At 69.5% G+C, this 15,117-nt stretch carries 12 protein-coding genes and 1 pseudogene; 11 read left to right on the top strand and 2 right to left on the bottom strand.

Annotated elements, in window-relative coordinates; genetic code table 11:
* Window positions 1-320: 320 nt before the first annotated feature.
* The 10 genes from ACFWWR_RS05150 (at window position 321) to ACFWWR_RS05105 (ending at window position 12,892) form a co-directional block, all read left to right on the top strand.
* On the top strand, window positions 321-1,775 hold the full coding sequence (locus ACFWWR_RS05150; RefSeq protein WP_383870920.1) for a bifunctional folylpolyglutamate synthase/dihydrofolate synthase: 1,455 nt from the start codon (window positions 321-323) through the stop codon (window positions 1,773-1,775).
* 8 nt (window positions 1,776-1,783) lie between these two features.
* Complete coding sequence (locus tag ACFWWR_RS05145) at window positions 1,784-2,140, top strand: DUF4233 domain-containing protein (RefSeq protein ID WP_383870773.1); 357 nt, start codon at window positions 1,784-1,786, stop codon at window positions 2,138-2,140.
* Between the two features lie 66 nt (window positions 2,141-2,206).
* Window positions 2,207-2,620, top strand: a complete 414-nt coding sequence (gene ndk, locus ACFWWR_RS05140) for a nucleoside-diphosphate kinase (protein ID WP_267019923.1) — start codon at window positions 2,207-2,209, stop codon at window positions 2,618-2,620.
* A gap of 269 nt (window positions 2,621-2,889) precedes the next feature.
* The gene (locus ACFWWR_RS05135; protein WP_004931372.1) at window positions 2,890-3,909 is read left to right on the top strand and encodes a rod shape-determining protein; all 1,020 of its coding nucleotides are present in this window, start codon (window positions 2,890-2,892) and stop codon (window positions 3,907-3,909) included.
* 140 nt (window positions 3,910-4,049) lie between these two features.
* On the top strand, window positions 4,050-4,997 hold the full coding sequence (gene mreC, locus ACFWWR_RS05130; protein WP_383870778.1) for a rod shape-determining protein MreC: 948 nt from the start codon (window positions 4,050-4,052) through the stop codon (window positions 4,995-4,997).
* Window positions 4,998-5,009: 12 nt separating this feature from the next.
* A complete protein-coding gene (gene mreD, locus ACFWWR_RS05125) occupies window positions 5,010-5,690 on the top strand; it encodes a rod shape-determining protein MreD (RefSeq protein ID WP_383870781.1) in 681 nt (226 codons plus the stop codon).
* Window positions 5,691-5,834: 144 nt separating this feature from the next.
* Window positions 5,835-8,081, top strand: coding sequence for a penicillin-binding protein 2 (mrdA, locus tag ACFWWR_RS05120; RefSeq protein WP_383870783.1), 2,247 nt, complete (start codon window positions 5,835-5,837; stop codon window positions 8,079-8,081).
* A complete protein-coding gene (gene rodA / locus ACFWWR_RS05115) occupies window positions 8,078-9,277 on the top strand; it encodes a rod shape-determining protein RodA (RefSeq protein ID WP_383870786.1) in 1,200 nt (399 codons plus the stop codon). Before mrdA ends, rodA begins: the two co-directional genes overlap by 4 nt.
* Window positions 9,278-9,332: 55 nt before the next feature.
* Entirely contained in the window at window positions 9,333-10,838 is a 1,506-nt protein-coding gene (locus ACFWWR_RS05110; RefSeq protein ID WP_383870788.1) for a CHAD domain-containing protein, read from the top strand.
* Window positions 10,839-10,927: 89 nt separating this feature from the next.
* The gene (locus ACFWWR_RS05105; protein WP_383870791.1) at window positions 10,928-12,892 is read left to right on the top strand and encodes a TIGR03960 family B12-binding radical SAM protein; all 1,965 of its coding nucleotides are present in this window, start codon (window positions 10,928-10,930) and stop codon (window positions 12,890-12,892) included.
* Here the strand turns inward: ACFWWR_RS05105 and ACFWWR_RS05100 are convergent.
* Together ACFWWR_RS05100 and ACFWWR_RS05095 are read right to left on the bottom strand one after the other, a co-directional pair.
* Entirely contained in the window at window positions 12,884-13,579 is a 696-nt protein-coding gene (locus tag ACFWWR_RS05100; protein WP_383870794.1) for a DUF899 domain-containing protein, read from the bottom strand. The two genes, ACFWWR_RS05105 and ACFWWR_RS05100, sit on opposite strands and share 9 nt — an antisense overlap.
* Before the next feature lie 199 nt (window positions 13,580-13,778).
* The gene (locus tag ACFWWR_RS05095; RefSeq protein ID WP_383870797.1) at window positions 13,779-14,363 is read right to left on the bottom strand and encodes a TerD family protein; all 585 of its coding nucleotides are present in this window, start codon (window positions 14,361-14,363) and stop codon (window positions 13,779-13,781) included.
* 142 nt (window positions 14,364-14,505) lie between these two features.
* Here ACFWWR_RS05095 and ACFWWR_RS05090 point away from each other — a divergent pair.
* A pseudogene (locus tag ACFWWR_RS05090) lies at window positions 14,506-15,117 on the top strand (hypothetical protein); the annotation flags it as partial.

Genomic DNA, 15,117 nt, shown 5'->3' with positions numbered 1-15,117 from the left:
AGTGCGACGGGCGGCTACGGGGTTTGGGGGCGGCGCCCCCAGGGCGGCGACCATCCGCAGCTGCGCGAGTGCGACGGGCGGCTACGGGCAGTCGTGCCGCTGGGGCGGCGACCACCCGCGACCGCAGGAACCCACCCGCAGCCGCCCGCGACCCGCAGCGGCCCGCGACCCGCAGCGGCCCGCGACCCTCAGCCGCCCGCGACCCGCGGCCACCCACGACCCGCACCCACCCCCGGCCTCCGTAGACTGACCCCGTGAGTGAGCAGCCCCCGTACGACGACAGCGAGCAGCCCGGCCCGACCGGCGGCTTCGACGAGATCATGGCGGCCGAGACCGAGCGGGACCCGGATCTCGCGGTGATCGAGGCCGGCAGCCGGACCCTGCGCACGCAGGGCGGTCCGCCGGAGGCCGACGTGCCCGCGCGCCCGGCGGATCCCGAGGTCGACAAGGCCCTGAGGGAAGTCGAGGCGGAGCTCGCCACCCGCTGGGGCGAGACCAAGCTGGAGCCCTCCGTCAGCCGGATCACCGCGCTGATGGACCTGCTGGGGGAGCCGCAGCGGTCGTACCCCTCCATCCACATCACCGGCACCAACGGCAAGACGTCCACCGCCCGCATGATCGAGGCCCTGCTGAGTGCCTTCGAGCTGCGGACCGGCAGGTACACGAGCCCTCACGTCCAGTCGATCACCGAGCGGATCAGCCTGGACGGCGCGCCGATCTCCGCCGAGCGGTTCATCGAGACGTACGAGGACATCAAGCCGTACGTCGAGATGGTCGACTCGCAGCAGGAGTACCGGCTGTCCTTCTTCGAGGTGCTCACGGGGATGGCGTACGCCGCCTTCGCGGACGCTCCGGTCGACGTCGCCGTGGTGGAAGTGGGCATGGGCGGGTCCTGGGACGCCACGAACGTCATCGACGGGGACGTCGCCGTCGTCACTCCCATCGACCTCGACCACACCGACCGGCTCGGCGAGACCGCCGGGGCGATCGCGACCGAGAAGGCCGGCATCGTGAAGCAGGACGCGATGGTGATCCTGGCCCAGCAGCCGGTCGACGCCGCCCAGGTGCTGCTGAAGAAGGCCGTGGAGGTGGATGCGACGGTGGCCCGCGAGGGGCTCGAGTTCGGGGTCGTGGCGCGCCAGGTCGCCGTCGGCGGGCAGTTGCTCACCCTGCGCGGGCTCGGCGGCGAGTACCCCGAGGTCTACCTTCCGCTGCACGGCCCCTACCAGGCCCACAACGCGGCCGTCGCGCTCGCCGCCGTCGAGGCGTTCTTCGGCGTCGGTTCGCAGCGGCCCGAGCCGCTCGACGCCGACACCGTCCGCAAGGCGTTCGCGGCCGTGGCCTCGCCGGGCCGGATGGAGGTCGTACGGCGATCGCCGACCGTCGTCCTGGACGCGGCCCACAACCCGGCGGGTGCCCGGGCCACGGCCGAGGCGGTCGGGGAGGCGTTCGACTTCAGCCGGCTGATCGGGGTCGTGGGGGCGAGCGGGGACAAGAACGTCCGCGGGCTGCTCGAGGCCTTCGAGCCGCTCTTCGCCGAGGTCGTCGTCACCCAGAACGCCAGCCACCGCGCGATGGACGTGGACGAACTCGCCGCGATCGCCGTCGAGGTGTTCGGCGACGAGCGGGTGCAGGTCGAGCCGCGGCTGCCGGACGCCCTGGAGGCCGCGGTCACGCTGGCCGAGGAGGAGGGCGAGTTCGCGGGCGGCGGTGTGCTCGTCACCGGCTCCGTCATCACCGTCGGCGAGGCCCGGCTGCTGCTGGGGAAGGGCTGAGACTCCGTATGCGTACGCTCTGTGCTTCGACCCTGATCGGCGAGGTCTTCATCATCGGCTTCGCCGCGCTGGTCGCGATGAAGGACCCCGACCTGTCCACGACGACGGTGTGGACGGTCAGCGGCATCGCGATGTTCCTGTGCCTGGTGCTGTGCGGCATGGTGACCCGCCCCGGCGGCGTCGCCCTCGGCTGGGCCCTGCAGATCGCCCTGATCGCCTCCGGTGTGGTCGTGCCGACGATGTTCTTCCTGGGCGCGATCTTCGCGGCCCTGTGGTGGGCGTCCGTGCACTACGGACGGAAGATCGACGAGGCGAAGGCGAGGTTCGCCGCGCAGGCGGGTTCCTCCACACCTGACGCTGCGTGACAAGGGGCCGGACACGCCCTGTAATCTCAGCATCCCGCACCATCCTTGATCCGAAGGAGCCCCGTAGTGAGCCAGCGCACCCTCGTCCTCCTCAAGCCCGACGCCGTTCGTCGTGGCCTGACCGGCGAGATCATCAGCCGTATCGAGCGCAAGGCCGGCTGGCAGATCACCGCGCTGGAGCTGCGCACCCTGGACCAGGAGACCCTGGAGCAGCACTACGGTGAGCACAAGGGCAAGCCCTTCTACGAGCCGCTGGTCGAGTTCATGGCCTCCGGCCCGGTCGTGGCGCTGATCGTCGAGGGTGACCGGGTCATCGAGGGTGTGCGGGCCCTGGCCGGTCCCACCGACCCGATCGCCGCCGCCCCGGGCTCGATTCGCGGTGACTACGGCGTGATCGTGCGCGAAAACCTCATCCACGCCTCCGACTCCGAGGAGTCCGCCGAGCGTGAGGTGAAGATCTTCTTCCCCGGTCGCGCGTAGCGCCTACGGCGGCCGAGTGAGAGTCTGGGGGCATTTGTCCCCGGACTTTCTGGCATATGCGTGGCGATCGAGGGAACGAGTCCCCCCGAACGCCCGTCTCCACAAGCGAACCCACACGGCATCTGCTGACAATGGCGGAGACCCTCACGCAGTGTTCGCGAAGGCGCGTCTACGATGGAAGCCTTCACGTCACCGCACCCACCTTCGCCGACCTGAAAAGCCCTCAAAAAGCTCCTGGGAAGGCCAGTCGAATCCTGATGGGGAACTCAATGTCGTTCATCGGCCGTGACATGGCTGTCGACCTCGGGACCGCCAACACGCTGGTGTACGTCAGGGGTCGCGGGATCGTACTCAATGAGCCGTCCGTCGTCGCGATCAACACCAACACCGGTGGCATCCTCGCGGTCGGCGCCGAAGCAAAGAAGATGATCGGGCGCACGCCGGGCAACATCGTTGCCGTCCGTCCGCTGAAGGACGGCGTGATCGCCGACTTCGAGATCACCGAGCGGATGCTCCGCTACTTCATTCTGAAGATCCACAAGCGGCGGTATCTGGCTCGTCCGCGGGTCGTCGTCTGTGTGCCCTCGGGTATCACGGGGGTCGAGCGCCGCGCCGTCATCGAGGCGTCGTCCCAGGCCGGCGCCCGCCAGGTGCACATCATCGAGGAGCCGATGGCGGCCGCCATCGGCTCCGGCCTGCCGGTCCACGAGGCCACGGGCAACATGGTGGTGGACATCGGCGGCGGCACCACGGAGGTCGCGGTCATCTCGCTCGGCGGCATCGTCACCGCCCAGTCCATCCGCGTGGCGGGCGACGAGTTGGACAACGCGATCATCCAGCACATCAAGAAGGAGTACTCGCTCCTCCTCGGTGAGCGGACGGCCGAACAGATCAAGATCACGATCGGTTCGGCGTACGACCTCGACGCTGACGAGCACACCGAAATCCGCGGCCGGGACCTCGTCTCCGGGCTGCCCAAGACCGTCGTCATCTCGGCCGCCGAAGTCCGCAAGGCGATCGAGGAGCCCGTCAACGCGATCGTGGACGCCGTCAAGACGACCCTCGACAAGTGCCCGCCGGAGCTGTCCGGCGACATCATGGACCGCGGAATCGTTCTCACCGGTGGCGGTGCGCTGCTCCGCGGTCTCGACGAGCGCCTGCGGCGCGAGACCGGCATGCCGATCCACATCGCCGAGGACCCGCTGGACAGCGTGGCGCTCGGTTCCGGAAAGTGCGTCGAGGAATTCGAGGCGTTGCAGCAGGTGCTGGACGCCCAGCCGCGCAGATGACGCAGTTCTTCGATTCCGCCGTACGAGATGATCTCCTCTCGTGCGGCGGCTCGTTGATATAGAGGCATAAGCTCGCCCATAAGCACCGACATGTAAACATTGCACACGAATTCCTATGAGGAAGGGCACGGCCGCCGCACGTGAGGGACACACGAGAGAGCCGGCTGCTCCTGGTGCTGCTGGTCGCCGTCGCGTTCGCGCTGATCACGGTGGACATCCGCGGTGGGGAGGACTCACCCGTCGACGGTGCCCGACAGGGCGCGGCCACGGTGTTCGGCCCGATCGAGGACGGGGTGTCGGCCGCGGTCGACCCGGTCGGCAACGCCGTATCGGCCATCCGTGACTCGGGCGAGCGACACGACCGGCTCGCCGCGCTGGAGAAGGAGAACGCGGCCCTCGAGGCGAAGCTCGGCAGCGACGACCGCAGCCGCAGCCGCCTCGCCCAGCTCGACAAGATGCTGAAGCTCTCGGGCGCCGGCCAGTACGGCATAAAGGGCGCCCAGGTCATCGCCATAGGAGCGGCCCAGGGCTTCTCCTGGACCATCACCATCGATGTCGGCGCCAACGACGGCATCAAGCGCGACATGACCGTCCTCAACGGGGACGGGCTGGTGGGGCGCGTGACGACCGTCGGCCCCGACATCGCCACCGTGCTGCTCGCCAACGACCCCGACTTCACGGTCGGCACCCGTATGGAGGCCGGCGACGAACTCGGCTTCGCCTCCGGGCAGGGCGACCGCCCGCTGCGCGTCGAACTCCTCAACGGCAAGGCCGAGATCAAGAAGGGCGACCGCCTGGTCACCTTCGGCTCGCAGGCCGACAAGCCCTTCGTGCCAGGCGTGCCGGTCGGCGTGGTCTCCCGCGTCGAACCCTCGGCCGGCGACCTCACCCGCACGCTCTACGTCACGCCGTACGTCAGCTTCACCAAGCTCGACATCGTCGGCGTCGTCGTCGAGGCCCCGAAGAAGGACCCGCGCGACACGGTGCTGCCCGCCAAGCCCAAGCCGACCCCCACGCCGACCGTGACGGTGACCGTCACCCCGTCCGCGAACGCGCCGGTCGACGGCCAGATCCAGCAAGAGCAGTAGGAGCTGTAGCCCATGCGCGTCAACCGGATCCTGCTGTCCACCTCCCTGGTCGTCGTGGCCCTGGTCCTCCAGGTGAGCGTCCTCGCCCGGCTCCACCTGCCGGGTGCAGTCCCCGACCTGCTGCTCCTCACCGTCCTGGGTCTCGCCATGGTGTACGGCCATGTCGGCGGTGCCCTCGTCGGGTTCGGCGCGGGCCTCCTCGCCGACCTCGCCCCGCCCGCCGACCACGCGGCCGGCCGCTACGCCCTCGTGCTGTGCGTCATCGGCTACCTCGCGGGCCTGGCGAAACCGGACAACGGCCGGCTGAAGTCGGCCACCGGCCCCATGCTCGTCGTGGTCGCCGCCGCCATCGGCACCACCCTGCTGTACGCCGGTGTCGGCGCCCTCGTCGGCGACACCGCCGCCCGCCATGTCGGCCTCGGCAGCCTGCTGTTCACGGCCGCCCTGTACGACCTGCTGCTCGCCCCCTTCGTCGTCCCCGGCATCATGGCGCTCGCCCGGCGCGCGGAGAACGACCCCCTCGCCGAGACCCACTCCGCCGCCAAGGCCACCGACATCTCCTCCGGCTGGCTCTCCTCGGGCACGGGCCTGCGCATCGGCGGACAGCGCAACGGCCTCGGCGGACTGAGGGTGAAGGCCGCCCGGGCCCGCACGGCCCGCGCCGGCCGGATCAAGGGGGTCAAGCGGCTGTGAGAGCGGGAGAGTCGGCCGCCGTACGGACGCAAGGGCTCACAGGTTCGTCGTATATGACACATACACACACTGAGAGGGGGAGGCAGCCGCAGTGACCGCCCACCCGTCGCCCGCCACCACCCTTCCGACGAATGGGCTCCGCCCATGACCAACATTCCTGAGACCGGCCGGACCCCACGGGTCCAGATCCGGCTCGTCGTCATCCAGATCCTGGTCCTCTCCCTGCTCGGCACCCTCGGCGGACGCCTGTGGTACCTCCAGATCCGGGAGGGCGACGAGTACGCCAAGGAGGCGTCCGGCAACCACGTCCAGCAGGTCGTGGCGCCCGCCGTACGCGGTTCGATCCTGGATGCCCGCGGAGTGCCGCTCGCCGACAACGAGACCCGGCTGGTGGTCTCCGCCTCCCGCACCGACCTGCTGAAGATGAAGGACGACGGCAAGGCCGTCCTCGCCAAGCTGGCCGGCGTGCTGGGCATGAAGCCCCAGGAGGTCATGGAGAAGGTCCGGCTGTGCGACTCCAAGACACCGCAGCCCTGCTGGAACGGCTCGCCGTACCAGCCGATCCCCATCACCGACGAGGCCACCGCCAAGCAGGCCCTGCAGATCCGTGAGCGCGCCGAGGACTTCCCCGGCATCACCGCCGAGCCGGAGGCCGTGCGCCGCTACGCCGCCCCCGGCAAGGCCAACACCGCCCAGGTCCTCGGCTACCTCTCGCCCGTCACCGACGAGGAGATCACCAAGGCCCAGGACACCGACTCGCCGTACCTGCGCTCCGACCAGGTCGGCCGCTCGGGACTGGAGCGCGAGTACGACAAGGAGCTGCGCGGCAAGGCCGGCGTCACCCGCTACGAGGTCGACAACCTCGGCCGCGTCATCGGCGAGGCCGAGGCCGACCCCGCCCAGCCCGGCTCCAGCCTGGTCACCAGCATCGACGCGCGCGTCCAGCGGGTCGCCGAGTACGAGCTGAACCAGGCCATGAAAGAGGCCCGCAAGACGTTCGACAAGAACACCGGCGAGAACTACAAGGCGGACTCCGGCGCCGTCGTGGTGATGGAGTCCAAGACCGGCCGTGTGATCTCCATGGCGTCCAACCCGACGTACGATCCGAACGCCTGGGTCGGCGGCATCTCCGCCAAGGACTACGCGAGGCTCACCGGGAAGAGCTCCAACTACCCGTTGCTGAACCGCGCGATCCAGGGCCAGTCGGCGCCCGGCTCCGTCTTCAAGGTCATCCCGACGGCCGCCGCGGTCAACGCCGGCTACTCCTTCGACGGCCCCTACCAGTGCTCCAGCTCGTACTCGATCGGTGGCCAGGTCTTCAAGAACTTCGAGTCCAAGGGATACGGCCCGATCAGCCTCGGCCGCGCCCTGGAGGTCTCCTGCGACACCGTCTTCTACCGCCTCTCGCACCAGGAGTGGCAGAAGGACGGCGGCAACAAGCCCAAGAAGAACCCCGGCGACTGGTTCTACAAGACCGCCCACCAGTTCGGCCTCGGCAAGGAGACCGGCATCGACCTTCCGAACGAGGTCACCGGCCGCATCCCCGACCGCCAGTGGAAGCAGAGCTACTGGAAGGCCAACAAGGACGCCTGGTGCAAGTACGGCAAGAAGGGCGGCACGTACGCCGAGCAGATCGCGTACGAGAACTGCCTGGAGGGCAACAGGCTGCGCGCCGGTGACTCCGTCAACTACTCCATCGGCCAGGGCGACACACTCGTCACCCCGATCCAGATGGCGACGATCTACGGGGCGATCGCCAACGGCGGCACCCTCTACGACCCGACCGTCGGCAAGGCGATCATCAGCCCCGACGGCAAGACCGTCCAGGAGATCGAGCCGAAGGCGCACGGCAAGCTGCCGATGACGCAGAAGACCCTCAGCGAGATAGACGGTGCCCTCGAAGGAGTCGCGACCCGCGGCACCGCCGCCTGGCGGTTCGGCGGCTGGCCGCAGGACGAGATCCCGATGCACGCCAAGACGGGTACGGCCGAGGTCTACGGCAAGCAGACCACCTCGTGGTTCACCACGTACACCAAGGACTACACGGTCGTCATGACCATCTCCCAGGGCGGTACGGGCTCCGGCGCCTCCGGCCCCGCCGTGCGCAAGATCTACAACGCGCTGTACGGCGTCTCCGACGACGGCACCATCAACCCGAAGAACGCGCTGCTGCCGACCCCGCAGAAGAGCCTGCCGAAGGTCCAGACCGACGGCACGATCAAGTCCCCGAAGGTCTCCAAGGACCCGGCGAAGGACCAGCGGGTGAGCCAGGAGGGCGAGGCCGAGCCGGACGGGACACAGTTGGCGGCGACCGTGAACACGCCGACCACCGGCAACCGGAACACCCGGCGCCGGCCGCGCAGAAGGGGAAGCCGGAGGATGCCCGCATGACCGGCGCCAACACCTTCCAGGTCTCCGGATACGGGCCCGAACGCGCGGGCTGGGCCCGTCTGTTCGCCCGGGACTCGCTGGCCCGCCGGCTGGACTGGCCGATACTGCTGGCGGCGCTGGCCCTCTCGGGCATCGGCTCGCTCCTGGTCTTCTCGGCGACCCGCAACCGCACCGAGATCAACCAGGGCGACCCGTACTACTTCCTGATCCGGCACCTCATGAACACCGGCATCGGCTTCGCCCTGATGCTCGGCACGGTCTGGCTCGGCCACCGCACGCTGCGCACGGCCGTGCCGCTCCTGTACGGCGTCTCCGTGTTCCTGATCCTGATGGTGCTCACGCCGCTCGGCACGACGGTCAACGGCGCCCACTCCTGGATCGTGCTCGGCGGCGGCTTCTCGCTCCAGCCGTCCGAGTTCGTGAAGATCACGATCATCCTCGGTATGGCGATGCTGCTGGCCGCGCGGGTGGACGCGGGCGACAAGCCCCACCCCGACCACCGCACCGTGCTGCAGGCGCTCGGGCTGGCCGCCGTACCGATGCTGATCGTGATGCTGATGCCCGACCTCGGGTCGGTCATGGTCATGGTCATCATCGTGCTGGGCGTGCTGCTCGCCTCCGGCGCCTCGAACCGCTGGGTGTTCGGCCTGCTGAGCGCGGGAGCCGCCGGCGCGATCGCCGTCTGGCAGCTGCACATCCTGGACGAGTACCAGATCGCCCGCTTCGCCGCCTTCGCCAACCCGAGCCTCGACCCCGCCGGCGTCGGCTACAACACCAACCAGGCCCGGATCGCGATCGGTTCGGGCGGTCTCACGGGCTCGGGCCTGTTCCAGGGCTCGCAGACGACGGGCCAGTTCGTGCCCGAGCAGCAGACCGACTTCGTGTTCACGGTCGCCGGCGAGGAGCTGGGCTTCGTCGGCGGCGGCCTGATCATCGTCCTGCTGGGTGTGCTCCTGTGGCGGGCCTGCCGCATCGCCCGGGAGACGACCGAGCTGTACGGCACGATCGTCGCCGCCGGCATCGTGGCCTGGTTCGCCTTCCAGTCCTTCGAGAACATCGGCATGACCCTCGGCATCATGCCGGTCACGGGCCTGCCGCTGCCGTTCGTGTCCTACGGCGGCTCGTCGATGTTCGCGGTGTGGGTGGCGGTGGGGCTGCTGCAGTCGATCCGGGTGCAACGTCCGATGTCGGCATAGCGGTCGGGCCGGCGGCCCTCTGCCATACCGGCCCGACTGCGACTAGATTCGTTTTATGGCGGCCACGAAGCGCGAGATCGAGCGCAAGTACGAATCCGACGACAGCGGACTGCCCGACCTCACCGGCGTCGCCGGCGTCGAGACCGTCCTCGACAAGGGCATCGCGGAACTGGACGCCACCTATTACGACACCGCCGATGAACGCCTCGCCGCGTCGTCGATCACCCTGCGCCGCCGCACCGGCGGCTCCGACGCAGGCTGGCACCTGAAGTTCCCCGTCGCCCAGGGCGTGCGCGACGAGATCCAGGCCCCGCTCTCCGACACCCTCCCCGACGAGTTCGCCGGGCTGGTCCGCTCCCGGGTGCGGGACGCCGAGCTGCGGCCCGTGGTCCGGCTCCGCTCGGGCCGTGACGTGCGCGACCTCCTCGACGCCCAGGGGCGGCTGCTCGCCGAGGTCAGCGTGGACGCCGTGCACGCCCGGCGGCTGACCGGGGGCGACGGCGTCGCCCAGTGGACCGAGATCGAGGTCGAACTCGCCGACGGCGGCGACCCGGTCTTCCTGGACAAGGTGGAGAAGCGGCTGCGCAAGGCGGGCGTCAGGCCGTCCGCCTCCTCGTCGAAGCTGGCCCGGGCCCTCGCGGAGACGGCACCCCGGAAGAAGCGCCGCGCCGGTTCACTAAAGGCCCCGGTGACCGCGGGCGACCACGTCCTCGCGTACGTCCGCGCCCAGCGCGACGCGATCGTCGGGCTCGACCCGGCCGTACGCCAGGACGTCGAGGACTCCGTGCACAGCATGCGCGTCGCCACCCGCCGGATGCGCAGCACCTTCAAGTCGTACGGCACGGTCCTCGACCGGGGCGTCACGGACCCGATCGGCGAGGAGCTGAAGTGGCTGGCCGGTGAGCTGGGCGTGGACCGGGACCGCGAGGTGCTGACCGAACGCCTGACGGCGGCCCTCGCCGACGTGCCGGGCACGCTGGTCTCGGGCCCGGTCGCCGAGCGGCTGGGCCGCTGGGCGAGCGCCGAGCACGGCGGGGCGCGAAGCCGGCTGATCGGCGTCCTGGACTCCCGCCGGTACCTCGCCCTGCTCGACGCCCTGGACGCGCTGATCGCCGCCCCGCCGCTGCGGGACGCCGCCGGGAAGAAGCCCGGCAAGGTGATCGCCAAGGCCGTGAAGAAGGACTTCGGCAAGGTCTCCGGGCTCGTCGAGCAGGCGCTGGATCTGCCGCCCGGGCCCGACCGGGACGTCGCCGTGCACGAGGCCCGCAAGAAGACCAAGCGCACCCGCTACGCGGCGGAGGCGGCCCACCCGGTCCTCGGCAAGCCTGCCAAGGACCTGGTCAAGTCCATGAAGTCCCTGCAGACCCTGCTCGGGGACCACCAGGACAGCGTGATGGCCCGCCGGACCCTGCGCGAGCTGTCCGCGGTCGCGCACGCGGCGGGGGAGAGCGCCTTCACGTACGGGCTGCTCTACGGACGTGAGGAACAGCGGGCGGCGGCCGTGGAGGCCGAGCTCCCCGAGTTCTGGAAGGGGATCAAGGGCGGGGCGGCGGACCTCTGAGGCTTCCGGGCGTGCGGGGGGTGGTCGCGGCCGCGTTACGCTAGATGGTCACTCCTGTCAGTTCAGCCCAGCTCACGAAGGTTCGCGACATGCCTGCCGAAGTCGCTGCGTCGGTCTTCCCGCAGCTCGAAGCTCTGCTCCCGCATGTGCAGAAGCCGATCCAGTACGTCGGCGGGGAGCTCAACTCCACCGTCAAGCCGTGGGAGTCGACCGACGTCCGCTGGGCGCTGATGTACCCGGACGCGTACGAGGTCGGCCTGCCCAACCAGGGCGTCATGATCCTCTACGAGGTGCTGAACGAGCAGGAGGGCGTCCTCGCCGAGCGCACCTACAGCGTGTGGCCGGACCTCGAGGCGCTGATGCGGGAGCACGACGTCCCGCAGTTCACGGTGGACAGCCACCGGCCGGTTCGCGCCTTCGACGTGTTCGGGCTGAGCTTCTCGACGGAGCTGGGCTACACCAACATGCTGACGGCTTTGGACCTGGCGGGGATCCCCCTGGAGTCCAGGGACCGCACGATCGACGACCCCATCGTGCTGGCCGGCGGTCACGCCGCCTTCAACCCCGAGCCGATCGCCGACTTCGTCGACGCGGTGATCATCGGCGACGGCGAGCAGGCCGTGCTGGACATGACCCGGATCATCCGGGAGTGGAAGGCCGAGGGGCAGCCCGGCGGCCGCGAGGAGGTCCTGTTCCGCCTCGCGAAGACGGGCTCGGTGTACATCCCGGCCTTCTACGACGTCGAATACCTCGCGGACGGCCGTATCGCCCGTGTCGTACCGAACAAGTCCGGCGTCCCGTGGCGCGTGTCCAAGCACACCGTGATGGACCTGGACGAGTGGCCCTACCCCAAGCAGCCCCTGGTCCCGCTGGCCGAGACGGTCCACGAGCGGATGTCGGTCGAGATCTTCCGCGGCTGCACGCGCGGCTGCCGCTTCTGCCAGGCCGGCATGATCACGCGCCCGGTGCGTGAGCGGTCGATCACCGGCATCGGCGACATGGTCGAGAAGGGCCTGAAGGCGACGGGCTTCGAGGAGGTCGGCCTCCTGTCCCTGTCCTCGGCGGACCACAGCGAGATCGGCGACATCGCGAAGGGCCTCGCGGACCGGTACGAGGAGGACAAGGTCGGCCTGTCCCTCCCCTCCACCCGCGTCGACGCGTTCAACGTGGACCTGGCGAACGAGCTGACGCGTAACGGACGGCGGTCCGGTCTGACCTTCGCCCCCGAGGGCGGCTCCGAGCGCATGCGCAAGGTCATCAACAAGATGGTCTCCGAAGAGGACCTGATCCGCACGGTCGCCACCGCGTACGGCAACGGCTGGCGCCAGGTGAAGCTGTACTTCATGTGCGGCCTGCCGACGGAGACCGACGACGACGTCCTCCAGATCGCCGACATGGCGATGAACGTCATCCAGAAGGGCCGCGAGGTCTCCGGCTCGAACGACATCCGCTGCACGGTGTCGATCGGCGGTTTCGTCCCGAAGCCGCACACCCCCTTCCAGTGGGCCCCGCAGCTCTCGGCCGAGGAGACGGACGCCCGCCTGGAGAAGCTCCGCGACCGGATCCGCGGCGACAAGAAGTACGGCCGCTCGATCGGCTTCCGCTACCACGACGGCAAGCCGGGCATCGTGGAAGGCCTGTTGTCGAGGGGCGACCGCCGCATCGGCGCCGTCATCCGCGCGGTCTACGAGGACGGCGGCCGCTTCGACGGCTGGCGCGAACACTTCTCCTACGACCGCTGGATGAAGTGCGCCGACAAGGCGCTCGTCCCCTTCGGCGTGGACGTCGACTGGTACACGACGCGCGAGCGCACCTACGAGGAGGTCCTCCCCTGGGACCACCTCGACTCGGGCCTCGACAAGGACTGGCTCTGGGAGGACTGGCAGGATTCCCTCGACGAGACCGAGGTCGAGGACTGCCGGTGGACGCCGTGCTTCGACTGTGGTGTGTGCCCGCAGATGGACACGAGCATCCAGATCGGCCCGACGGGCAAGAAGCTGCTGCCTCTCGCGGTCAAGAACGCCGCGCCGGCGCCGAGCGGTCACTCACACTGAGCCCGAGCCCGGGCCATAGAGCGCAGCGATGTCCTTGGAGGTCGCCCACCGGCTGTAGGTGGGCGACCGGGGCCAGCCCTCGGGTGAGTCCTGCCATTCCTCCTGACGGCCGTACGGCAGGACATCGATCAACGCGAAGGTGTGACCGAGCTGCTCGGTACCCCGACCGTTGGTGTGCCAGGTGCGGTAGACGGTGTCGCCGTCGCGCAGGAACACGTTGACCGCGAATCCCCCGTCGGGCGGTGCGCCGACGTCGGCCCCGAACGAGCTGTTCGCGGTCGAGTACCAGGCCATCCGGTTGCCGACCCGCTGCTTGTAGGCGAGTGCTTCGTCGATCGGGCCCTGGGTGACGATGACGAATCGCGCGTCGTAGCCGTCCAGGAACTCCAGGCGGGTGTACTGCGAGGTGAACCCGGTACAGCCCGGGCACTGCCATTCCTTGCCGGCGAACCACATGTGGTTGTAGACGATCAGTTGGCTCTTGCCTTCGAAGACATCCGCCAGCCGAACGGGGCCGTCCTCGCCCTCAAGGGTGTAGTCGGGCATCTCGACCATCGGCAGGCGACGACGCTCGGCGGCGATGGCGTCAAGCTCCCGTGTCGCGGCCTTCTCCCGGGCCCGCAGTGCCTCGAGCCGGCGCTCCCAGGTGGCGGCGTCGACGACGGGTGGTGGTTCGTGGACGGTCATGGTCCCCTCACAGAGCTCGTGCGCGGCTTTCGCTTGTGCAGAGACAGACCCCACCGGGCTTCGGAACTCATCGGTCGTCCAGGGCCATGGCAAGGTGGCCCCGCCCGGCGGCCGGGGTGCGGCGCGTGCGCTCGCTCATCACTTCCGTGGCCTCGGTTGCCGCCGGGGTTGCGTGCCGGCGGCAACCGAGGGGCGCGGGTTACTGGTTGGCGGCGAAGCGCATCAGGGCGAGCTGGTCGCCCTGCTTGATCTTTCCCGTCGCGTTGATCACTTGGAGTTTCCAGGTGGGGCCGGACCGCACGGCCTTGGCCACGGCGCAGCCGTTGTCCTGGGTGAGCATGCTGGGCCAGATGTCGGCGACCTGCTGAGAGCTGCCGCCGGTCGCGTCGTAGACCTTGAAGCTGATGTTGCGTGCCTTCTGGAACGAGCTGCCCTTCTTGTAGGCGGCGGCGACGAACACGATCGACGTGATGTGGGGCGGGATCTTCGAGAACTCGACCGTGACGGTCTCGTCGTCGCCGTCCCCGTGGCCGGTCTGGTTGTCGCCGCTGTGCAGCAGGGAGCCGTTGCCGATGGGGTCGAGCGCGTCGAGGCCCGCCAGGCGTACCGGGTCGCCGTCGTGCATGGCGATGGCGATCAGATCCAGGTCGGTGCCGGTCTTCCGGCGGAGTTTGCCCATCACACCGCCGCTGGCGCCGGCGGTGGGGTCCCAGGACACGCCGATGGTCAGATGGGTCACCCCGTTCAGGTCCGCGGGGCCGTCTTCCTTAGTGAGCGTAATCATGGGCACATACTGCCTGGGCTTTCGCCGAGGTCCCAGAACAGTCCTGCCACGAGGGCGAACCAACGGTGGAGAGTTCGCGGACGAGCGGGGCGGAAACTCGCGTTACTGCATCCGGACCGGGAACTGAGGCGTCTACGTCGGTATGGATCTGGAGAAGCCGTCGCCACGGCCGCAGGCGCAGACGCAGCACCCCGAGGGGTGTCTCGCCGTCGCGATCCGTCTTCCGGTGCGGATCGTCGTGCTCGTGCTGGTCGTGCCCGTGCGGATGGTGTGGGACGCGCTTGTCTTCGTGGGGCGGCTGCTGAACGACGTGCTGCTGCGGCCGCTCGGGCGGGCGTTGCTCTGGGTCGGGCGGGCTGTCTTCGTGTGGCCGTTCGTGGGGCTGTGGCGGTATGTGCTCGTGCCCCTCGCCAAGGCGCTCGGGTGGCTCGGGAACGTGCTCGTCGTCGTGCCGCTGGGATGGCTGTACCGGTACGTGCTGACGCCACTCGGGCATGCCTTCGCCTGGACCGCGCGCGGGATCGGGGCCGGGCTGGTGTGGGTCTACGCGCGCGTGCTGACGCCGGTCGGGCACGGTGTGATGTGGGTGCTCAGGGGAGTGGGCGCGGTGCTCGCGGCCCTGGGAGTCGGCATCTACGGCGTCGTCGCCTGGCTGGTGCGGTATCTCCTCGTCGTGCCTGCCCTGTGGGTCTACCAGTGGGTTCTCGCGCCCGTCGGGCGGGCGATCGCCTGGTGTGCAGGCGGGCTCGTGTGG

It is taken from the genome of Streptomyces sp. NPDC058678 (assembly GCF_042714835.1).
GTDB lineage: Bacteria > Actinomycetota > Actinomycetes > Streptomycetales > Streptomycetaceae > Streptomyces.
This window is presented reverse-complemented; position numbering and strand designations above follow the sequence as displayed.